This is a genomic window from Streptococcus sp. HMSC072D07 (genome assembly GCF_001814835.1).
Lineage (GTDB): Bacteria > Bacillota > Bacilli > Lactobacillales > Streptococcaceae > Streptococcus.
In genome coordinates this window covers 1-18,638 of record NZ_KV818032.1, presented here as the reverse complement: position 1 = coordinate 18,638, position 18,638 = coordinate 1, and the positions used below count along the sequence as shown (strand labels likewise).

The following is an 18,638-nucleotide window of genomic DNA, read 5'->3' as shown; positions in this document are numbered from 1 at the left end:
GAGACAGGAATGAGAGATAGGAGAAATCCTATAATTGAGGTGGCACCGCGAATTTCGTCCTCACGCAAGTTATTTTGCGTGGGGATTTTTCATACAGTCGCCACGGACTAGAAGTAGAACTGAAAGGGAAATTACAATGGAACGAATCATTCATGGAGATGTCTTATCACCAATCTTGGCTTACATGCGTCTAAAGGGGCAACACAAGGTTATTTTAGAGAGTATTCCGAGAGACAAGGAAACAGCTCGTTTTTCTATCTTAGCCTATAATCCAGTTTTTGAGATTAAGTTTGAAAATGGAATCCTTTATCAAAATGGTCAAGTGATTGATCGGGATCCTTTGGATTTCCTTTATGAAGTGACTCATAAGAGCCAGCACCATTCAGATCTACCTTTTGGTGGGGGAGCTATTGGCTTTGTCGGTTACGATATGATTTCGCTCTATGAAGAAATTGGTCAAATTCCTGAGGATACCATTGGGACGCCAGACATGCATTTCTTTGTCTATGAGAGTTACATGGTCTTTGACCACAAGAAGGAAAAAATCCATGTCATAGAGGATGCTCTCTATAGTGATCGCAGTCAAGAAGATTTGGAAGAATCCTTGAACCAAGTGCTTGAGGAATTACGAATTCCTGCTTCAAATGAATTTGAAGATTTGGATCTATCTCCGCTGAACTTCAAACCGCATATCGCTCCTCAGAAGTTTGAGCAAATGGTGGAAACAGCTCGCGACTTGATTCGTAATGGTGATATGTTCCAATGCGTGCTTAGCCAGCGTTTCTCAGCAGAAGTTACTGGAAATCCATTTGACTTCTACAGAAATCTCCGCGTGACCAATCCATCTAATTACCTTTATTTCTATGATTTTGGGGATTATCAAATCATCGGTGCTAGTCCAGAAAGTTTGGTTTCTGTCAAAAATGGCATCGTAACTACCAATCCGATTGCAGGTACGCGACCAAGAGGAGCTACGGATGAAGAGGACAAGGCCTTGGCGACAGACCTCCTGTCTGATGAGAAGGAAACAGCAGAACATCGAATGTTAGTAGACTTGGGACGTAACGATATTGGCCGCATCTCTGAAACGGCAAGTGTTCAAGTCACCAAGTATATGGAAGTGGAGCTCTTCCGCTATGTCATGCATTTGACCAGCGTGGTGAAAGGGCGTTTGCTTCCAGAACTCACTGCCATGGATGCCTTGAAAGCTACACTTCCAGCTGGAACAGTTTCAGGAGCACCAAAGATTCGGGCCATGAGACGGATCTATGAACTGGAAACAGAAAAACGTGGTGTATACGCAGGAGCAATCGGCTACTTGTCTGCGACGGGTGATATGGATTTGGCCATCGCCATCCGAACCATGATTCTTAAAAATCAAAGAGCCTATGTGCAGGCTGGGGCAGGGATTGTCTATGACTCTATCGCCCAAAACGAATACCAAGAAACCATTAACAAGGCTAAATCTATGACTAGAATTGGAGAACTAAGACCATGATTTTATTGATTGACAACTATGATTCTTTTACTTATAACTTGGCGCAATACATCGGGAATTTTGCAGAAGTGCAGGTTTTGAGAAATGATGATCCCAAGCTGTATGAAGAAGCTGAAAAAGCAGATGGTCTGGTCTTTTCTCCTGGTCCAGGTTGGCCAATTGATGCCGGAAAGATGGAAGACATGATTCGTGACTTTGCAGGTAAGAAGCCAATTCTAGGTATTTGTTTGGGTCACCAAGCTATCGCAGAAGTCTTTGGTGGGAAGCTGGGCTTGGCTCCAAAAGTCATGCATGGGAAACAGAGCCATATCAGCTTTGAAGCGCCATCTGTTCTCTATCAAGGCATTGAGGATGGTCGTCCAGTCATGCGTTACCACAGTATTTTGATTGAAGAAATGCCTGAAGACTTTGAAGTGACAGCTCGTTCGACTGATGACCAAGCTATTATGGGAATTCAACACAAAAGCCTGCCGATTTATGGCTTCCAGTACCATCCAGAAAGTATCGGAACGCCAGATGGCTTGTCTTCTATTCAGAATTTTATCGAGAAGGTTGTAAAGTGAGGAAACTAGGATGAAAGAGATTATTGAAAAACTAGCAAAATTTGAACATTTATCAGGTGTGGAAATGACGGATGTCATTGAGCGTATCGTAACTGGGCGTGTAACTGAGGCGCAGATTGCTTCTCTCCTCTTGGCCCTTAAGATGAAGGGGGAAACACCTGAAGAGCGCACAGCCATTGCTCAAGTCATGAGAGGGCATGCTCAACACATTCCAACTGAGATTCATGATGCCATGGACAACTGTGGTACTGGTGGAGACAAGTCTTTCAGCTTTAACATTTCCACAACTGCAGCCTTTGTCTTGGCTGGTGGCGGTGTTCACATGGCCAAGCACGGAAACCGTTCGATTTCTTCTAAATCAGGTTCTGCAGATGTCCTTCAAGCCTTGGGCATCAATCTTGACCTCAAACCAGCTGAACTAGGTAAGGTCTTTGATAAAACTGGCATCGTCTTTCTCTTTGCTAAAAATATGCATCCAGCTATGAAATACATCATGCCAGCTCGTTTGGAATTGGGGATTCCAACGATTATGAACTTGACTGGTCCACTGATTCACCCAATGGCCTTGGAAACACAGCTTCTTGGGATTAGTCGTCCAGAACTGCTAGAAAGTACAGCTCAGGTTTTGAAAAATATGGGTCGCAAACGTGCTATCGTAGTTGCTGGACCAGAAGGCTTGGATGAAGCTGGCTTGAACGGAACAACCAAGATTGCTCTTCTTGAAAATGGCGAAATCACCTTGTCAAGTTTCACTCCAGAGGATTTGGGGATGAAACACTACGCTATCGAAGATATCCGTGGAGGGAATGCTCAGGAAAATGCAGAGATTTTGCTTAGCGTTCTTCAAAACGAACCAAGTCCATTCTTGGAAACGACAGTCTTGAATGCTGGTCTTGGTTTCTATGCCAATGGTAAGGTAGCTAGTATCAAGGAAGGAGTTGCCTTGGCCCGTCAAGTGATTGCTAGTGGTAAGGCCCTAGAAAAACTCAGACTGTTACAGGAGTATCAAAAATGAGTCAGGAATTTTTAGCACGAATTTTGGAGCAGAAGGCTCATGAGGTCGAGCAGATGGAGCTGGAGGAAGTCCAGCCCCTACGCCAGACCTATCGCCTAGCTGAATTTTTGAAGAATCACCAAGATCGTTTACAGGTAATCGCTGAAGTCAAGAAGGCTAGCCCTAGTCTGGGAGATATCAATCTCGATGTGGATATTGTGCAACAGGCCCAGACTTATGAAGCAAATGGAGCAGTGATGATTTCGGTTTTGACAGATGAGATTTTCTTTAAAGGGCATTTGGATTATCTACGGGAGATTTCCAGTCAAGTAGAGATTCCGACGCTCAACAAGGACTTTATCATCGATGAAAAACAAATCATCCGCGCTCGCAATGCCGGCGCGACAGTTATCTTGCTCATCGTGGCTGCCTTGTCAGAAGAACGCCTCAAGGAACTGTATGACTACGCGACAGAGCTTGGTCTGGAAGTCTTGGTGGAAACTCACAATCTAGCTGAACTAGAGGTAGCCCACAGACTGGGTGCTGAGATTATTGGGGTTAATAACCGCAACTTGACCACCTTTGAAGTCGACTTGCAGACCAGTGTAGACTTGGCCCAGTACTTTAAGGAAGGTCGCTATTACATTTCTGAATCTGCTATTTTCACAGGGCAGGATGCAAAACGAGTAGCACCATACTTTAACGGAATTTTGGTGGGAACAGCTCTCATGCAGGCAGAAGATGTAGCCCAGAGAATCAAGGAGTTGCAGATTGACAAAGGTTAAGATTTGTGGACTATCGACCAAAGAAGCGGTAGAGACAGCCGTATCAGCAGGGGCAGACTACATCGGTTTTGTCTTCGCACCCAGTAAAAGACAGGTGACCTTGGAAGAGGCTACAGAGCTGGCAAAGCTCATTCCTGTGAACGTTAAGAAGGTTGGCGTATTTGTTTCACCAAGTCGGGCAGAACTGCTAGAAGCGATTGACAAAGTTTGCTTGGACTTGGTTCAAGTTCATGGTCAGGTAGCAGATGATTTGTTTGAGGATTTGCCTTGCGCTAGCATTCAGGCGGTGCAGGTGGATGGAAATGGTCATGTCCCCAATTCTCAGGCAGACTATTTACTCTTTGATGCTCCTGTAGCAGGGAGTGGACAGACTTTTGACTGGGGTCAACTAGATACGTCTGGACTAGCCCAGCCATTTTTCATCGCAGGTGGGCTTAATGAAGACAATGTAGAAGAAGCAATTCAACACTTTACTCCCTATGCAGTAGATGTATCGAGTGGAGTGGAGACAGATGGACAGAAAGATCAGGAAAAGATTAGAAGATTTATAGAGAGGGTAAAGCATGGCATATCAAGAACCAAATAAAGATGGATTTTACGGAAAATTCGGCGGACGTTTCGTCCCAGAAACATTGATGACAGCAGTTTTGGAGTTGGAAAAAGCTTATCGTGAAAGTCAGGCAGACCCAAGCTTCCAAGAGGAATTGAACCAACTTTTGCGCCAGTATGTAGGACGTGAAACACCTCTTTACTACGCAAAAAACTTGACCCAGCATATTGGCGGAGCCAAGATTTATCTCAAACGGGAAGATCTCAACCATACAGGGGCCCACAAGATTAACAATGCCTTGGGACAGGTTCTTCTAGCTAAACGTATGGGCAAAAAGAAAATCATCGCTGAAACTGGTGCTGGTCAGCACGGCGTGGCAACTGCAACTGCTGCGGCCCTCTTTAACATGGAATGTACCATCTACATGGGTGAGGAAGATGTCAAACGTCAGGCTCTTAATGTCTTCCGTATGGAGCTTTTGGGAGCTAAGGTTGAGGCTGTGACAGATGGTTCGCGCGTGCTCAAGGATGCGGTTAATGCAGCCCTTCGTTCATGGGTTGCTAATATCGACGATACCCACTATATCCTTGGTTCTGCCTTGGGGCCTCATCCTTTCCCAGAAATCGTTCGTGACTTCCAAAGTGTCATCGGTCGAGAGGCTAAACAACAGTACCGTGACTTGACCGGCCAAGATTTGCCAGATGCCCTAGTAGCTTGTGTTGGTGGTGGTTCTAATGCTATCGGACTCTTCCATCCCTTTGTAGAAGATGAGTCTGTTGCCATGTATGGGGCTGAAGCAGCAGGGCTTGGTGTGGACACGGAGCATCACGCAGCGACCTTGACCAAGGGTCGTCCGGGTGTCCTCCACGGTTCTCTCATGGATGTGCTCCAAGATGCTCATGGTCAAATTCTTGAAGCCTTCTCTATCTCAGCAGGTTTGGACTATCCTGGTATCGGTCCAGAACATTCTCACTACCACGATATCAAACGTGCCAGCTATGTTCCTGTGACTGACGAGGAAGCCTTGGAAGGATTCCAACTCTTGTCTCGTGTGGAAGGGATTATTCCAGCCTTGGAATCTAGCCATGCGATTGCCTTCGCGGTGAAATTGGCCAAAGAACTTGGTCCAGACAAGTCAATGATTGTCTGCCTATCCGGTCGTGGGGACAAGGATGTAGTTCAAGTCAAAGACCGCTTGGAAGCAGATGCAGCAAAGAAGGGAGAAGCCCATGCCTAAGACACTAACAGAAAAATTGAATGCTATCAAAGCAGCTGGAAAAGGAATTTTCGTTCCCTATATCATGGCTGGAGACCATGAGAAAGGTTTGGATGGTCTCGCTGAAACAATCCACTTTTTAGAAGATTTGGGTGTTTCAGCTATTGAAGTGGGTATTCCCTTTTCAGACCCTGTTGCAGATGGACCTGTGATCGAAGAAGCAGGCTTGCGCAGTCTAGCTCATGGAACTTCTACCCAGGCTTTGGTTGAAACCTTGAAAACCATTCAAACAGAAATTCCTCTTGTCATTATGACCTACTTCAATCCCCTCTTTCAGTATGGTGTGGACAAATTTGTCAAAGATTTGGCAGATACAACTGTTAAGGGATTGATTATCCCAGACCTGCCTCATGAGCATGCCAACTTTGTAGAGCCTTTTTTGGCAGACACAGATATCGCCTTGATTCCCCTAGTTAGTTTGACCACAGGACTTGAGCGCCAAAAAGAGTTGATTAAGGGAGCTGAAGGATTCGTCTATGCCGTTGCTGTCAATGGGGTAACAGGAAAATCAGGAAATTACCGTGCAGACTTGGACAAGCACCTGGCACAATTGCATCAAGTAGCTGACATCCCAGTCTTGACAGGTTTTGGTGTGTCTAGTCAAGAAGATGTAGAACGCTTTAATGCGGTATCAGATGGTGTTATCGTTGGTTCGAAAATTGTAAAAGCTCTCCACCAAGGAGAGCCGATTGAGGACTTTATCAAACAAGCAGTAGCTTACCAAAAATAATCAAACAAACAGCAAGTAAGAGGAAAGGCACAAACGGCAGTCTTTCCTTTTTCTTTTGAGGGTATAAGTTCATGAATGACAGTTGAATATTAGTTTGGGTATTGCTTATGAATGGTATCTATATAGTTGGTGAAATGTTTCAGGAAATGCTTAGGAGATATAACAGTGATGTATTTTCCAAAAGCAAGCAAGGTATTGTATCCCCAATCATTGTCGTTTAACGGATAAGTAATCTCGTAAATATCGCTATTAATAGGTTTTATGGCATTATAGCCTAAGAGTTCCACAAATCGATCAAGAACAATTTTCTGGACATGCAGGATGACAGGTACTTTGTTTTCATTCATCCAAGCACCACCATCATAGGGAAGTGGTGTAAAATGTCTTTTTGAAAAAGTATCGGAGAGAGTAAGTTCACTAATTCTAGCAACTTTAAAAACAGAAAAACGCGCTTTATCAGTATCGTAGGCATCCATATACCAACTCCGGTCCTTATAGACAATACGGTAAGGCTCACAATTTTTTTGACTCACCAGTCCTTGTGAATTAATATAGGAAAATTTTATTTTTACTCTACCTCTGATAGCTTCCAATAACTTAAAAATCAAAGTTCGTATTTCCAAGTTCCCTTGAGATAGAGATAAATCAATTTCGAAATCAGAGTATGTATTGGTAGCATTTAATTTCAATATAGCATTGAAAGTAGAGGCATCTTCCAATACTTGATAACGGCTTTTTAAACCAGATTCGATAGAAAGCCGTTCGGATTGGGTCAGGGGAGGTTTGTCAGTTTGGAAGTCTTCCATAAGAAAAATGCCTCCATTTTTTCCTTTCATTACATAGAGAGGAATGCCTGCAAGAGATAAATCATCAATATCTCTCATAATAGTTCGTGTGCTGACTTTAAAAAGTTCTGATAATTCTTTAGCTGTTGTTTTTCGTTTATTTGCTAAATGAGAAATAATCCCCATTTGACGGTCAATTTTCATAATTTTCTCCTTAAATATGACAGATAGTTGTCATATTACTTTCGTTATGATTATACCATAAAGAAAGGAGTTCATATAATGAAACATCAAACTAAACCATCGTTTACCTTAGTTGGCAAGAGTATTTTGATAGAAGGAACTACAGTTCATGAACATCACTATTCTAAAGAGAAAACGGCATTCTATACTCAGTTATTTAAAGAAGGAATGCTAGGAAAATTGATGCCCCATTCTCTAGATAAAAGAGGCTATGCTTTGATAGTTCCTCATAAAGATGGTATACAATACTACGCAGGAGTTGCGGCAAATGATGCTGTGGCAGGTTACGAAAGCATTCTTGTCCCAGAGAAAGATTATTTAGTAAGCTCAGCCAGTGGTGATAAATCAAGACTCTTGTTTGATAAATTGGAGGATAACTTTTTTGAGGGAGAATATAGTTCGCTTTACAATGATGGAATTATCTTAGAAATACTTTTAAACGGTAATCCCATGGATGCAGAAGTTGAGCTTTGGGTTCCCAATTCAACAAACTAATAAGAACTGATAGAAAATTATTATAGTCGCAGCAAGTAAGAGGAAAGGCACGAAAGGAAGTCTTTCCTTTTTCTTTTGCGAAAGAAAGGCTAAAATCCCTGCCGCAGAAGCAAACTGGATCAAGATGAGTAATTCTGTCGCGCTAAAGATGAGAGCACAAGAAGCCAGAAATAGAAAATCCCCTGCTCCCATGCGGATATCGATAAAATGAGCTAAAATTCCAAGGGCAAGAAAGAAGACCATAACCAGATTCCAACCAGTATAGGCCATTAGGACTAGATGGAAAGTCATCCAGACTAGTAAGGGATATTCCTGATGGCGAAAGTCGTAGATGGCCAAGGTCAAGCCAGCAGTGATTAGGATGACTTGACCCAAGGAAATCCAGCCCCATGACCAAGCCAGAAAAAGTAACCCCAAGCCCAATTCAAAGAGGGCATACCAGAACGGATAGCGAATCTTGCAGTAGCGACAGCGAAAGCGATTGACCACCTGCGAAAGGATAGGAATCAAATCTAGCGGTCGCAAGCGAGTCTGACAGGAATTACAGTGGCTAGCTGGTCGAATAATGGATTGCTCAGGAAAACGGTCAATGACCAAACCCAAGAAAGAAGCGAGAATGCTCCCGACAAGAAAAAAATAAAGATCAATCATACTTATCTATTCGTAAAAAATAAGAGAAGTAGTATAATAAAGAAACATTGATAAGATGGTGAGGTCAAGATGATGATTCGTTTTGAAGAAAATATGAGCACAGAAAATGCTCAGCACGTATGCCAATGGTCCAACTCCCTTGGCAAATCCTTTCAAGAACAATGGATGGGAACAATGATTCCTTTTCCCTTGACAATTCAAGTCTTGCAAGATTTGGAAGGAATCTTTTCAATCTTTGATGGACAAGAGTTTGTAGGGCTTATCCAGAAAATCAGACTAGAAGACAGGAATCTTCATATCGGGAGATTTTTTATCAACCCCCAGAAGCAGGGGCAGGGATTAGGTAGCCAGGCTTTAAGAAAATTTGTTAGTTTGGCCTTTGAAAATGAAGACATAGATACTCTTTCACTAAATGTCTACGAGGCAAATCAAACAGCTTACAAGCTTTACCAAAAAGAAGGATTTGAAACCGTTCGAATGGTTGAAGTACCTAGACGAAAATACATTATGAAAAAGGGTAGATAACAGTTACTTGAGTTAGATTCCCAAGGATTTTTAAGGAAAAGGAAGTTCTCTTTCAAAGTTAGAAACAAGACTTCTATGATTTCTTAGATAGAGGAGATAAACATGTCGAGACCTAGAAAAATACGAATCTTGCTTGCTTCTGTACTTGCCTTAGTTGTTGGTATCACTCTCTATTTTCAGCATCAAAGCCACCAAGAACGCTTCCAATTAAAGACCTCCTTTGAAGAAAAGGACGCTATAGCTGTCTTACAACATTTAATGGATTCAGGGAAATATGCGTCTGATATGCGAAAAGCAGGCTATATTGTTCCTCCCGACGGTGCTATCCGCTTGGATGGAGGAATTGACTCCATAGGGATAAAAGGAGACATTGATTTGAAAATGTTGAATCCTGGCAGGGATGAAGTCTCTGTTATATTTGAAACAATGGTAAATGAGGAAAAAATAAATGCCTACTATATTTTAGATAAGCAATTAACCCTAAAACGTAGATACTATTCTTATATTAGTAATCAAAATAAAGAAAGTGTGATGATATCTCAAGCCGAAGAAGAACGCTTATTAAAGATTGTTCGAAAAGAGTTGAAAGCTTTTCTAGATAAGATGTATCAGACTTTGTATGGTTGATGTTACTAGTGAGAAATGGAGGCGAGATTCTGTTTAGGATTTCAACGATAATGAGAAAGGAGGGACAAGAATGTTTACAGAATTGCTCTTTATTGTCTCTTTTGTGTTACTTTTACGTTTGTTTAAAAGTAGGCGCTCACGAATGATTATAGGAGTTTTGTATAGTTTGCTGCTAGTCTGGTTTGTCTTTTCCGTTTTGAACTATGGCAAATACACTCTTCAACCAGGTCAATCCGTCAACTTAAAAGTAAACCCCAGAACACAAGATCTGGAATACTATTCAATCTTCATCTTGAAGAAAAATGATTCAAGCAGAATTAAATTAACTGGCTCTAGTGTTTGGAGTGAGAGTAATGGTGATGTTTACTATGAAGTAGAGGGACAAAAAATTACAAAAAGCCATGGTTTCGATGAGGAGGATGAAGAACTTCCAAACAATCAAGCAGATATTTATTTAGAAAAAGATGGAGTTGTTGTGAGTTACCAAGGTGAAAAAGTGTTTGATGCCACCAATAACAAGCCCTACACGATAACCATTACCAATGTAGACAACCAACCAGCCCAATTTGAAGCTCAGGTGGTGGATAAGTAAGCACGTCTAGTAGTGTGTAAGCTTTTAAATGTTCTTTCTTTAAAAGGGAGATATTATTTTAAGTAAACAAAAAAGCCTTGATTCCAAGGCTTTTCCTGTTAAGAATCTCTTTTAACGAAAAATGGGAAGCGTGTTTAGAATCCGATCTACAAAAAAGAGGACATTTACGGTCCTCTTTTTGACTACTATAGATGAAAAGGTCAGCTAACTTTTAGCCTTATTTTTCATCTTTGTGAAGCATGTTTTTAACACCTTCAATAGCGCCTTCGACAGCATCTTTAGCATCTTCAGCAACTTCTTTTACTTTAGAAACAACTTTTTCAGCTGCTCCTTCTTTTTCCATTTTTTCATCGCCGATCATTTTGCCGACACCTTCTTTAATGGAACCTTTTGCTTGGTTTAATTTTTCTTCTGTTGACATGATTCTGCCTCCTTTAAATTGATTGATTTTGATCAGATGAATTAGTGTACGCGAGCATTTTCCTTTGCTTCGCCCTTAACGGCTTCAACACCTTCGCCTACTTTTTCTTGAACAGCAGCAACACCTGAACCGATACCAGATTTCACTTTTTCAAATTGTTCTGAAGCAAATTCTCCTGTTGAAGAAGCCACGTCCGTTACTCGGTCTTGAAGGCTAACTGAATCTGCTTCGTGCTGTTCCTTCGTTTTGATGTCGACAACATTCACATTGACTTCAACAACTTCTAGATCAGTCATTTTTGTAACTTGTGACACGACAACATCTTTGATTTCCTTGTACAAAGCAGGGACATTCTTTTGGTATTCAACAACAATGTTCAAGTCAACTGCAACTTGTTCTTTCCCAACTTCAACATTGACACCATGAGTGACATTATCTGTGTTGATAATTTTTTCTGTTAGATTAGAGAAGAAGCCTCCATCAACATCCAAAAGTCCAGGTACTTTTTCAAGTGAAAGACCAATGATTTTTTGGATGACTTTATCTTCATAAGTGAGTTCCCCTTTAACATCTTGAGAAACAACAGCGACATCTTTTTTTTCTACATTTTTATCTACGTTTGACATACGAGACTCCTTTATTTATTTAAATATTTTTCCTTAACATAGTATCCAGCAAATGCTCCTAGGGCTCCACAAATTAGTACAAAGAGTGTTTTGAAAAAGCCAAAGGATAAGATAAAGCAAGCGAGAATGACACCTACTAAACCTGCAATAATTGGATACTGATATTTTTTAAACCATTCCATTTTTACTTCCTTACTTTACACGACTAACAGTCTTTTTGGTCGTTTTTCGAGGTTCAACTTCTTTTACTTTAACTTCAAGTTTTACCTCACGTTCAATACCAAAGAATTGCTTTAATCCATGAGTTATTTCATTCTGAATGACAAGACATCGTTTTGAGATGTTGTCCGAAGGAAGAATTTTGCCCTCAACATAAACGAAACATTTATTTTTGCGGCTATTTACATGGACCGTTGGTTCTTTCATCAACTGATGATCAATAACCAAACATCGAACAAAGCCTTCGATAGCTGAATTTTTTAGTTTTAATGTATCTTCTTGAGTTTCTAATTGGATCTCTAGATATTGTTTAGGATAAAAGAGTATCACTAAGATTGAAATTAACACTAAAACAGATAGGACAAGTGTCCCCCAAAAGACATATCTAGCAATCAGGAATTCAGCGTAGAGTTCTCTCCAACTGAATAAGTGGATTCCTAAATCACTGACCTGATGATAATCTATGAGAATAGGAAGGAAAATAGCCAAGATTAAAATACAGAAAATAAGTAACAATATTTTCTTTGATTTTGACATATTAAATCCTTTCAAATGAAAAGCTTTAAACCATAATTTTACCCGTCTAAAGTATTCAAAATTATGGCTTATCACTTTTAATGTTCTATTAGGTAATGCTTATTTTTTACCAAATAGAAATGAAACGACTGCAACAACAATCACTGCACCTACGATTGACGGAATAATAGCCATTCCAGCCAATGAAGGTCCCCAGCTTCCTAGAAGTGATTGCCCTACAGACGAACCGATAAGACCTGCAAAGATATTTGCAATCAATCCCATTGAACCACCTTTTTTAGTGATTGCACCTGCGATGAGACCAATAAGACCTCCTACAATAATGGACCACAACATAGTGTATCCTCCTTTTCTATTTCTAAATCAAAGAATCAATTTCAGAAAACCAATTTCTTTGATTGAATTAATTATATAATATTTAAATATGGAAGGGTAATAATTTGTCTCAAACTACGTATTATAAAAACACACCACAGGTACAAATAAATAAGAAAATCTTGATGCTACTGGGTTTCTAAGGGATTAGACTAGTCTTTTGATGACAAGCAAAAGTCGTTGTAAGAGGATAAATGCACTCTATATGGTATAATTGCATGAAGATTGATAGGCAATCGTTTAGTTTATTATAAAGAGAGAAAAGCTATTCATGAGAGATTTATTATCGAAAAAAAGTCACAGACAATTAGAATTATTAGAATTACTGTTTGAAAACAAGCGCTGGTTTCATATTTCAGAACTAGCAGAATTATTGCACTGTGCAGAACGTTCTGTAAAAGATGACTTGTCCCATGTCAGATCTTCTTTTCCTGACTTGATATTTCATTCTTCAACAAACGGCATCCGTATCATTAATACCGATGATAGTGATATTGAGATGGTCTATCATCATTTTTTTAAGCATTCAACCCACTTTTCAATTTTAGAATTTGTCTTCTTTAATGAAGGATGTGATACTGATAGTATTTGCAAAGAGTTTTATATCAGTTCTTCCTCTCTTTATCGTATCATCAGTCATATTAATAAAATTATTAAGAAACAATATCGTTTTGAAATTAGCCTCAATCCAGTTCGAATCACTGGAAATGAGATTGATATCCGTTACTTTTTTGCCCAGTATTTTTCAGAGAAATATTATTTCCTTGAATGGCCCTTTGAAGATTTTTCTCAAGAACCCTTGTCTCAATTATTGGAATTAGTCTATAAAGCAACTTCTTTCCCGATGAATTTATCAACTCACAGAATGTTAAAATTACTTCTGGTTACAAATTTATATCGCATAAAGTTTGGTCATTTCATGGAAGTTGAGAGAGACTCTTTTAACAATCAATTGTTGGAATCGTTTATGCAGGCAGAAGGCATCGAAGAGATTGTAGCGAGCTTTGATTCTGAATATCGTATCTCTCTGAATAAAGAAGTGATAGGTCAACTATTTGTATCCTATTTTCAAAAAATGTTTTTCATAGATGAAGAAGTATTTCTGAACCATGCAAAAACAGACAGCTATGTAAAAAAATCGTATCAGTTATTGGGAGAACTAGTAGATCAGGTATCAAGAGACTATAATCTCCAAGTAGACAATAGAGACAATCTGATTTGGCATCTGCATAATACAGCACATCTGCATCGCCAGGAATTATCGACAGAGTTTATCCTATTTGATCAAAAAGGCAATACAATCAAAAACTTTCAAAATATTTTCCCTCGCTTTGTTTCAGAGGTGAAGGAAGGGATTGAACACTATCTAGAGGCTTTGGATATGGATCGTAATTCAATGAAGGTCAATCATTTGTCTTATACTTTTATCACTCATAGCAAACACTTGGTGCTAAATCTTTTACAAAATCAACCTAAATTAAAGGTTTTGGTCATGAGTAATTTTGATCAGTATCATGCAAAATCAGTAGCTGAGACACTTGCTTACTATTGCAGTAACAATTTTGAACTGGAAGTTTGGAGTGAATTAGAGTTATCCCTTGATGCTCTAAAAGAATCACCTTATGACATCATTATTTCTAATTTTATTATTCCGCCGATTGAAAATAAGAGACTGATCTATTCTAATAATGTCAATACAGTCGCTCTTATCTCTTTGCTTAACGCAATGATGTTTATTCGATTGGACGAGTAACTAAGAATAAAAAAACGCTATCTAGCGTTTTTTCTTATAAGAAAAGAATTTCATCTATATTAGACTCAGAATAACCTAAGAAACTAAGCAAAAAAGCCTTGGTTATCAAGGCTTTTCCTGTTGTATTTAGATGCCCCCTGCAAGCATTTTTAAGAAATCTTCATCTTGAAACTAACCAAAAATGTTGAAATATAAACGATTTTTGGAAGATAGTTGGAATAATTTTGAATGTGATTATTTCAAAACGTGGCAAAAGTGGGGCAAATTATTTAGGATATAGAAAATAGATAAGTTTTGATATCATCTTTTTCTTGATAGTCGAGTCATAATAAAGTTAAGATATTGTGGACTTATTTTGAAACAACTCAATTTTATCATTGCAGTAAGTGATTAAATTTTTTGCTTTTTCAAAATGATATCCTTTTTCGGATACAAACTTTACTTTCTTCTCATCAAAATAATAGCCTGTCAAACCAGTGACTTCTTCTGATAAGGTGAGGTAGTAGCCTGTTTTAATTCCCTCGTCTAAATTCTTAGAGAGTGACTTCATCAAGCGGCCAAAGAGAGACTTTTTCGTTTTTTCATCACTGGAATCGTTCCCCAAATTGGTTGAAATCAAACCTGGATGGTAAGAATTGATGGTGATGTTTGAACCTCTTAAGAAGAACTCTCTGGCTAGATAGCGTGTCATCCAAATAGTGTAAAGTTTAGAATTATTATAGGCCAATCCGAGATTATAATTGTTCTCAAATCCAAAGTCTAAATCCTTGACCTTGGCAAAATGATGCATATAGGAGGAGGTATTAATGATACGACCGTCAGGCGCTTTTTCTAACAAGGGGCTTAGCTCAATTGTTAACATATAGGGAATGAGAACGGATAACATAAAAGTCAATTCGACATTTTCAGTACTCACTTTTCGTTCTTTTCCTCCATAAAGTCCTGCATTATTAAACAAGACATCGATACTTTGAAAGTCTCGCTTGATTTCTTCCACAAATCGATAAACATCGTCTAATTTTGAAAAATCCGCAAGGTAGCTAGAAACTCTGCCTCTCAAGGAAACTGCTCGAACCTCTTGAAGAGCCAGCTCAAGTTTTTGAGGGTTTCGACCATGAAGAATGACATGATGACCTTGGCTGGCCAGTTTCTTTGCCAAATGTTTACCGATACCGTCAGTAGCACCTGTTATTAGAATGGTTTTGACCATATTAGTCCTCCAAGAAAGCAATGAGTTCTTTTGAAAACTCCTCTGCATATTGGAAGATCGAACCGTGCCCTGCATTTGGATAGATAATCAGCTTACTATTTTCGATTTTCTCATGCATGTCATAGGAATTTTCCGTTGGAACCTGCATATCCTTGTCCCCGTTAACGATTAAGGTTGGTTGAGTGATAAATGTTAGGTCGTCTTGAGGATCTTTCCCCCAACGTTTAATAGCTTTGAGTTGAGTTAGGAAACCTGATACGTTCATGTCTTTATCCGCAAATTCCTTTGTTCTCATACCCATTCGTCCTAGGACTTTCAAAGCTTCGATTTTCCCTTGTTCATCATGATTATAGAAGATATAGCGTTTAGGATCGATGCGCTCGAGTCCCGCTTTAAACATATAGTTAAAGGTTTTCCCTGTTACCTTATCGACCTCTTTTCCACCTCGAGGACCTGTTCCAGCCAAGATTAAACGATTGACTAGAGTAGGATTTATTCGGATGATTTCTTGGGCAATCATTCCTCCCATAGAAAGGCCGAGGAGATTGATTTTATCGTAACCAAGCGCTTTTACAAAGTCAATTGTCTGCTCAGCCATTCCAGGAATGGTTGGCGCCACTTGGCCTTGACTGGCTCCAACACCAGGAAGATTGACTACAATGACATGGTGTTTTTCAGCAATCAAGTTTAATAGTCTTGGATCCCAGTTATCGAGAGTTGCTGCCAAATGGACCAGCATCAGAAGAGGTAGTTTTGATTTGCTTTTGCTGAGTTCGCGATAGGCGATTTGGTTTTCTTGGACAGTGATGTATTGATTTTTAGTTGTAAGATATGACATTGTGTTTTCCATTTTTATTTCTTAAAGCTGAGGACTGTTTTTCCACGCGAGCGACCATTAGCGACTTTGTCTAATGCACTATTTACTTCTTCAAATGGATAAACTGTATCGATAGAGGGTTTGATTTTTAATTTACTAAAGAGGTCAGCTACTTCTTGTAATTGAGCGCCGTTGCTTTCTACAAAGATAAAATGGTATTGGACACCGTATTTTTTCGCCATCTTATCAAATTTGCGACCGGCTAAGCTAAGAATAATCTGTTTCCATTTTGGTAGATTCATGCGTTTGGCAAAAGCACCGTTTGGCATGGCACGAAGGGACACAAGGTGACCACCTTTTTTCATAATAGACATTTGTTTTTCAGTTTCAGCCCCACCAAGAGTATCGAGAACATAATCAACCTGGCTAACAGTTTTTGTATAATCCTCTGTTTTGTAATCGATAAATCGGTCTGCTCCTAGCTTTAAAACTCGCTCAGCACTATCTCCAGCACCATTAGTGATGACTTTCAAACATTTGGCCTTGGCGATCGGAATGGCCATCCCACCAACTCCTCCAGTACCACCAGAGATAAAGATCGTTTTCCCAGCTTGAGCGCCCATGAGTTCCAAGGCTTGCATAATGGTTAAGGCAGTAAGAGGAACAGCAGCGGCTTCCTCGTCTGAGAGATAGTCTGGAACCTTGGCTAAAGCTTGGCTATCAACAGCTAGGTATTCTGCAAAGGCACCAATATGGTCAAGCGGTAAACGACCAAAGACACGGTCTCCTACCTGAAATTTGTCAACTTGCTTGCCAATTCTTTCAACGATTCCAACGAATTCATTACCTGCAGTTTGAGGAAGTTTGTAAGGGACAATCATCTTGACCTCGCCACGAGAGATCATGTTATCTAGCGGATTAACACCAGCTGCAGATACTTTAACCAAAACTTCTTTGTCTGTCATACTTGGTTTAGCGATTTCTATGATGTTCAGTGTGATATTGTTTTTATTATAAGTAGTGTGTTGAGCGACTTTCATGTGATTTCTCTTTTCTTTTTTAATATAATTCAATAGACTTGTATTTGATACAAGTTCATGTTGTCTCCAGTAAAAACTGACTTGCTATCAAATCAGTTTCGGACTTGTTTGGCTTGTTTATATAGATTGTCAATGACATCTTCTAAAGTTTGATTTGCTAATTCCTTCTCTAATTGAGATTCGGCACTAGCGAAAAGCGGTGAAACTGCTCCTTGGATATGTTTTCCAACAGGGCAATCAGGATTGCTATTTTGATGAACAGGGAATAAACTAATGTGATTGATTTCTTGAGTAGCATAGTAGATCTCTAGTAAAGTCATTTTCTTTGGAGACTTACTGAGTTGATAACCTGTTTTTCCTTGCTGGGAATGAATCAAATCTGCATTTTTCAATAAGGCAATCACCTTTCGAATGTAACTAGCGTTGGTCCCGACGCTCTCAGCCAGTGCTTGTGAACTTAAGGTATCCTTGCTTTCACTAATCATGGTTAGGATGTGCAAGGCTACTGAAAATTTCGTATCCATATAAACTCCTTTAGATAACTTGTATCTGATACAAGAATAAGTATAGCACAAATAAAAAGAAAAGCAAGACTTTTGTTTTAAATTAAAAAAAATTTTTTGAAGAGTGTCATCAGATTAGAGATGTTTGGTAAGAAAGTTCATAATCAAATGGGAGGATAAACTTGTTTTAAAGAAACAGAATCTCCCCTCTCTGCTTGATTAAACATATCTTAGTTTGTGCCTAGTAAACTTTGTTTCATAATCTAATTATATGTTATTTCATTCCGTTTTTTTGTTCTTTTCAAAGCGTTATGAGGACTTGAAACTTATTTTATAATTTTTAATTAGTAAAATGTTGAATTATAGTGAGTATTGTGTCACAATAGATAGTATATAAATCATTAATAGAATAGAAATAATACTTTCTTACCTTTACAAGTAGTATTGGTTACACATTTTTTCGTCTCAATTGTACTTATCTCTCAAGTTTAGTTAATTTTTATTAGCTTTGTTTTCGAATCAATAAAACAAATTTTAGAAGTGCATAAGACAAGATGGTGACATTACTACAGTCATTTCTAGTCACCATATGTTGCTGGCACAGGCTGTTTGTAGTGTTGGCTATTTACTAGTCAGTTTAATCGGAGTGTTTAATTTTTATTGTTGAAAGGTTTTTATATGGCGAAAATTCTATCTTTAGGTCTGACAGGTAAGAAATTACTTGCTCAGGGGTTCTTGTTTGTTCTGCTAGGTCTCATCTTGATGGTCACGGGGACTTGGTTGCCAGTAAAGGTTATTCGACTGGTTCTGTTTTTAGCTTGGA

At 39.2% G+C, this 18,638-nt stretch carries 23 protein-coding genes, 2 pseudogenes and 1 other annotated feature (1 of these 26 running past the window's edge); of the genes and pseudogenes, 13 read left to right on the top strand and 12 right to left on the bottom strand.

What is annotated here, in order from left to right:
• Positions 1-65: a binding site (T-box leader), on the top strand (it extends 167 nt beyond the left edge of the window).
• 71 nt (positions 66-136) lie between these two features.
• Genes trpE through trpA form a run of 7 tightly spaced genes read left to right on the top strand, consistent with a single transcriptional unit; the run spans position 137 to position 6,396 of the window.
• The gene (gene trpE / locus HMPREF2991_RS00180) at positions 137-1,498 is read left to right on the top strand and encodes an anthranilate synthase component I (protein WP_070568204.1); all 1,362 of its coding nucleotides are present in this window, start codon (positions 137-139) and stop codon (positions 1,496-1,498) included.
• On the top strand, positions 1,495-2,061 hold the full coding sequence (locus HMPREF2991_RS00175; protein WP_070568207.1) for an aminodeoxychorismate/anthranilate synthase component II: 567 nt from the start codon (positions 1,495-1,497) through the stop codon (positions 2,059-2,061). The genes trpE and HMPREF2991_RS00175 overlap by 4 nt, the downstream gene beginning before the upstream one ends.
• 10 nt (positions 2,062-2,071) lie before the next feature.
• Positions 2,072-3,076 carry an anthranilate phosphoribosyltransferase gene (gene trpD, locus HMPREF2991_RS00170; RefSeq protein WP_070568211.1) on the top strand — a complete coding sequence of 335 codons (1,005 nt, stop codon included), beginning with the start codon at positions 2,072-2,074 and terminating at the stop codon, positions 3,074-3,076.
• Positions 3,073-3,840, top strand: a complete 768-nt coding sequence (gene trpC, locus HMPREF2991_RS00165) for an indole-3-glycerol phosphate synthase TrpC (protein ID WP_049520406.1) — start codon at positions 3,073-3,075, stop codon at positions 3,838-3,840. The genes trpD and trpC overlap by 4 nt, the downstream gene beginning before the upstream one ends.
• Positions 3,827-4,426, top strand: coding sequence for a phosphoribosylanthranilate isomerase (locus tag HMPREF2991_RS00160; RefSeq protein WP_049520407.1), 600 nt, complete (start codon positions 3,827-3,829; stop codon positions 4,424-4,426). Before trpC ends, HMPREF2991_RS00160 begins: the two co-directional genes overlap by 14 nt.
• On the top strand, positions 4,404-5,627 hold the full coding sequence (trpB, locus tag HMPREF2991_RS00155; protein ID WP_000331265.1) for a tryptophan synthase subunit beta: 1,224 nt from the start codon (positions 4,404-4,406) through the stop codon (positions 5,625-5,627). The genes HMPREF2991_RS00160 and trpB overlap by 23 nt, the downstream gene beginning before the upstream one ends.
• Complete coding sequence (gene trpA / locus HMPREF2991_RS00150; RefSeq protein ID WP_070568214.1) at positions 5,620-6,396, top strand: tryptophan synthase subunit alpha; 777 nt, start codon at positions 5,620-5,622, stop codon at positions 6,394-6,396. Before trpB ends, trpA begins: the two co-directional genes overlap by 8 nt.
• Here trpA and HMPREF2991_RS11395 read toward each other — a convergent pair.
• Both HMPREF2991_RS11395 and HMPREF2991_RS00145 read right to left on the bottom strand, forming a co-directional pair.
• Positions 6,368-6,454: pseudogene (locus HMPREF2991_RS11395) on the bottom strand (prepilin peptidase); the annotation flags it as partial. The gene trpA and the pseudogene HMPREF2991_RS11395 overlap by 29 nt on opposite strands.
• 31 nt (positions 6,455-6,485) lie before the next feature.
• Positions 6,486-7,385 carry a helix-turn-helix transcriptional regulator gene (locus tag HMPREF2991_RS00145; protein ID WP_070568217.1) on the bottom strand — a complete coding sequence of 300 codons (900 nt, stop codon included), beginning with the start codon at positions 7,383-7,385 and terminating at the stop codon, positions 6,486-6,488.
• 78 nt (positions 7,386-7,463) lie between these two features.
• On the opposite strand from HMPREF2991_RS00145, the gene HMPREF2991_RS00140 reads away from it, so the two are divergent.
• Positions 7,464-7,919 carry an effector binding domain-containing protein gene (locus tag HMPREF2991_RS00140; RefSeq protein ID WP_142350307.1) on the top strand — a complete coding sequence of 152 codons (456 nt, stop codon included), beginning with the start codon at positions 7,464-7,466 and terminating at the stop codon, positions 7,917-7,919.
• Here the strand turns inward: HMPREF2991_RS00140 and HMPREF2991_RS00135 are convergent.
• Positions 7,908-8,570, bottom strand: a complete 663-nt coding sequence (locus tag HMPREF2991_RS00135; RefSeq protein WP_070568223.1) for a prepilin peptidase — start codon at positions 8,568-8,570, stop codon at positions 7,908-7,910. The genes HMPREF2991_RS00140 and HMPREF2991_RS00135 overlap by 12 nt on opposite strands.
• A gap of 69 nt (positions 8,571-8,639) precedes the next feature.
• Between HMPREF2991_RS00135 and HMPREF2991_RS00130 the strand changes: the two genes are divergently transcribed.
• The 3 genes from HMPREF2991_RS00130 (at position 8,640) to HMPREF2991_RS00120 (ending at position 10,314) form a co-directional block, all read left to right on the top strand.
• A complete protein-coding gene (locus HMPREF2991_RS00130; protein ID WP_070568226.1) occupies positions 8,640-9,095 on the top strand; it encodes a GNAT family N-acetyltransferase in 456 nt (151 codons plus the stop codon).
• Positions 9,096-9,197: 102 nt separating this feature from the next.
• The gene (locus HMPREF2991_RS00125; RefSeq protein WP_070568229.1) at positions 9,198-9,722 is read left to right on the top strand and encodes a thiol-disulfide isomerase; all 525 of its coding nucleotides are present in this window, start codon (positions 9,198-9,200) and stop codon (positions 9,720-9,722) included.
• A 70-nt stretch (positions 9,723-9,792) separates the two neighbouring features.
• Positions 9,793-10,314, top strand: a complete 522-nt coding sequence (locus tag HMPREF2991_RS00120) for a hypothetical protein (protein WP_070568232.1) — start codon at positions 9,793-9,795, stop codon at positions 10,312-10,314.
• A gap of 217 nt (positions 10,315-10,531) precedes the next feature.
• Here the strand turns inward: HMPREF2991_RS00120 and HMPREF2991_RS00115 are convergent, their stop codons facing one another.
• From HMPREF2991_RS00115 to HMPREF2991_RS00095, 5 genes are all read right to left on the bottom strand, one after another.
• Positions 10,532-10,735, bottom strand: a complete 204-nt coding sequence (locus HMPREF2991_RS00115) for a CsbD family protein (protein WP_000102420.1) — start codon at positions 10,733-10,735, stop codon at positions 10,532-10,534.
• Positions 10,736-10,776: 41 nt separating this feature from the next.
• A complete protein-coding gene (locus HMPREF2991_RS00110) occupies positions 10,777-11,361 on the bottom strand; it encodes an Asp23/Gls24 family envelope stress response protein (RefSeq protein ID WP_000072931.1) in 585 nt (194 codons plus the stop codon).
• A gap of 11 nt (positions 11,362-11,372) precedes the next feature.
• Positions 11,373-11,543, bottom strand: a complete 171-nt coding sequence (locus tag HMPREF2991_RS00105; protein ID WP_000454669.1) for a DUF2273 domain-containing protein — start codon at positions 11,541-11,543, stop codon at positions 11,373-11,375.
• A 10-nt stretch (positions 11,544-11,553) separates the two neighbouring features.
• Positions 11,554-12,117, bottom strand: coding sequence for an alkaline shock response membrane anchor protein AmaP (amaP, locus tag HMPREF2991_RS00100; RefSeq protein WP_070568234.1), 564 nt, complete (start codon positions 12,115-12,117; stop codon positions 11,554-11,556).
• 99 nt (positions 12,118-12,216) lie between these two features.
• Positions 12,217-12,453 (bottom strand): GlsB/YeaQ/YmgE family stress response membrane protein, encoded by a 237-nt coding sequence (locus HMPREF2991_RS00095; RefSeq protein WP_000964741.1) that lies wholly within the window; start codon positions 12,451-12,453, stop codon positions 12,217-12,219.
• A gap of 310 nt (positions 12,454-12,763) precedes the next feature.
• Between HMPREF2991_RS00095 and HMPREF2991_RS00090 the strand changes: the two genes are divergently transcribed.
• Positions 12,764-14,245, top strand: coding sequence for an AcpB/EbpR/MafR family transcriptional regulator (locus HMPREF2991_RS00090; protein ID WP_070568237.1), 1,482 nt, complete (start codon positions 12,764-12,766; stop codon positions 14,243-14,245).
• Positions 14,246-14,579: 334 nt separating this feature from the next.
• Here the strand turns inward: HMPREF2991_RS00090 and HMPREF2991_RS00085 are convergent, their stop codons facing one another.
• The 4 genes from HMPREF2991_RS00085 to HMPREF2991_RS00070 form a co-directional block, all read right to left on the bottom strand.
• Entirely contained in the window at positions 14,580-15,455 is an 876-nt protein-coding gene (locus HMPREF2991_RS00085; protein WP_042768732.1) for an SDR family NAD(P)-dependent oxidoreductase, read from the bottom strand.
• Position 15,456: 1 nt separating this feature from the next.
• Entirely contained in the window at positions 15,457-16,293 is an 837-nt protein-coding gene (locus HMPREF2991_RS00080; protein WP_042768777.1) for an alpha/beta fold hydrolase, read from the bottom strand.
• A 14-nt stretch (positions 16,294-16,307) separates the two neighbouring features.
• Complete coding sequence (locus HMPREF2991_RS00075; protein ID WP_042768731.1) at positions 16,308-17,312, bottom strand: NADP-dependent oxidoreductase; 1,005 nt, start codon at positions 17,310-17,312, stop codon at positions 16,308-16,310.
• 92 nt (positions 17,313-17,404) lie between these two features.
• Positions 17,405-17,836, bottom strand: coding sequence for an Rrf2 family transcriptional regulator (locus HMPREF2991_RS00070; RefSeq protein ID WP_033584335.1), 432 nt, complete (start codon positions 17,834-17,836; stop codon positions 17,405-17,407).
• 657 nt (positions 17,837-18,493) lie between these two features.
• Between HMPREF2991_RS00070 and HMPREF2991_RS10850 the strand changes: the two are divergent.
• A pseudogene (locus HMPREF2991_RS10850) lies at positions 18,494-18,638 on the top strand (DUF308 domain-containing protein); the annotation flags it as partial.

What these genes read in the sequence shown, in the direction of transcription:
- HMPREF2991_RS00145 (WP_070568217.1), bottom strand. Translation starts at nt 7,385, where the DNA reads ATGAAAATTGACCGTCAAATGGGGATTATTTCTCATTTAGCAAATAAA.
- HMPREF2991_RS00120 (WP_070568232.1), top strand. Translation starts at nt 9,793, where the DNA reads ATGTTTACAGAATTGCTCTTTATTGTCTCTTTTGTGTTACTTTTACGT.
- trpD (WP_070568211.1), top strand. Translation starts at nt 2,072, where the DNA reads ATGAAAGAGATTATTGAAAAACTAGCAAAATTTGAACATTTATCAGGT.
- HMPREF2991_RS00105 (WP_000454669.1), bottom strand. Translation starts at nt 11,543, where the DNA reads ATGGAATGGTTTAAAAAATATCAGTATCCAATTATTGCAGGTTTAGTA.
- HMPREF2991_RS00110 (WP_000072931.1), bottom strand. Translation starts at nt 11,361, where the DNA reads ATGTCAAACGTAGATAAAAATGTAGAAAAAAAAGATGTCGCTGTTGTT.
- HMPREF2991_RS00075 (WP_042768731.1), bottom strand. Translation starts at nt 17,312, where the DNA reads ATGAAAGTCGCTCAACACACTACTTATAATAAAAACAATATCACACTG.
- HMPREF2991_RS00070 (WP_033584335.1), bottom strand. Translation starts at nt 17,836, where the DNA reads ATGGATACGAAATTTTCAGTAGCCTTGCACATCCTAACCATGATTAGT.
- HMPREF2991_RS00085 (WP_042768732.1), bottom strand. Translation starts at nt 15,455, where the DNA reads ATGGTCAAAACCATTCTAATAACAGGTGCTACTGACGGTATCGGTAAA.
- trpB (WP_000331265.1), top strand. Translation starts at nt 4,404, where the DNA reads ATGGCATATCAAGAACCAAATAAAGATGGATTTTACGGAAAATTCGGC.
- trpC (WP_049520406.1), top strand. Translation starts at nt 3,073, where the DNA reads ATGAGTCAGGAATTTTTAGCACGAATTTTGGAGCAGAAGGCTCATGAG.
- HMPREF2991_RS00130 (WP_070568226.1), top strand. Translation starts at nt 8,640, where the DNA reads ATGATGATTCGTTTTGAAGAAAATATGAGCACAGAAAATGCTCAGCAC.
- trpE (WP_070568204.1), top strand. Translation starts at nt 137, where the DNA reads ATGGAACGAATCATTCATGGAGATGTCTTATCACCAATCTTGGCTTAC.
- HMPREF2991_RS00115 (WP_000102420.1), bottom strand. Translation starts at nt 10,735, where the DNA reads ATGTCAACAGAAGAAAAATTAAACCAAGCAAAAGGTTCCATTAAAGAA.
- HMPREF2991_RS00140 (WP_142350307.1), top strand. Translation starts at nt 7,464, where the DNA reads ATGAAACATCAAACTAAACCATCGTTTACCTTAGTTGGCAAGAGTATT.
- amaP (WP_070568234.1), bottom strand. Translation starts at nt 12,117, where the DNA reads ATGTCAAAATCAAAGAAAATATTGTTACTTATTTTCTGTATTTTAATC.
- HMPREF2991_RS00175 (WP_070568207.1), top strand. Translation starts at nt 1,495, where the DNA reads ATGATTTTATTGATTGACAACTATGATTCTTTTACTTATAACTTGGCG.
- trpA (WP_070568214.1), top strand. Translation starts at nt 5,620, where the DNA reads ATGCCTAAGACACTAACAGAAAAATTGAATGCTATCAAAGCAGCTGGA.
- HMPREF2991_RS00125 (WP_070568229.1), top strand. Translation starts at nt 9,198, where the DNA reads ATGTCGAGACCTAGAAAAATACGAATCTTGCTTGCTTCTGTACTTGCC.
- HMPREF2991_RS00080 (WP_042768777.1), bottom strand. Translation starts at nt 16,293, where the DNA reads ATGTCATATCTTACAACTAAAAATCAATACATCACTGTCCAAGAAAAC.
- HMPREF2991_RS00090 (WP_070568237.1), top strand. Translation starts at nt 12,764, where the DNA reads ATGAGAGATTTATTATCGAAAAAAAGTCACAGACAATTAGAATTATTA.
- HMPREF2991_RS00095 (WP_000964741.1), bottom strand. Translation starts at nt 12,453, where the DNA reads ATGTTGTGGTCCATTATTGTAGGAGGTCTTATTGGTCTCATCGCAGGT.
- HMPREF2991_RS00135 (WP_070568223.1), bottom strand. Translation starts at nt 8,570, where the DNA reads ATGATTGATCTTTATTTTTTTCTTGTCGGGAGCATTCTCGCTTCTTTC.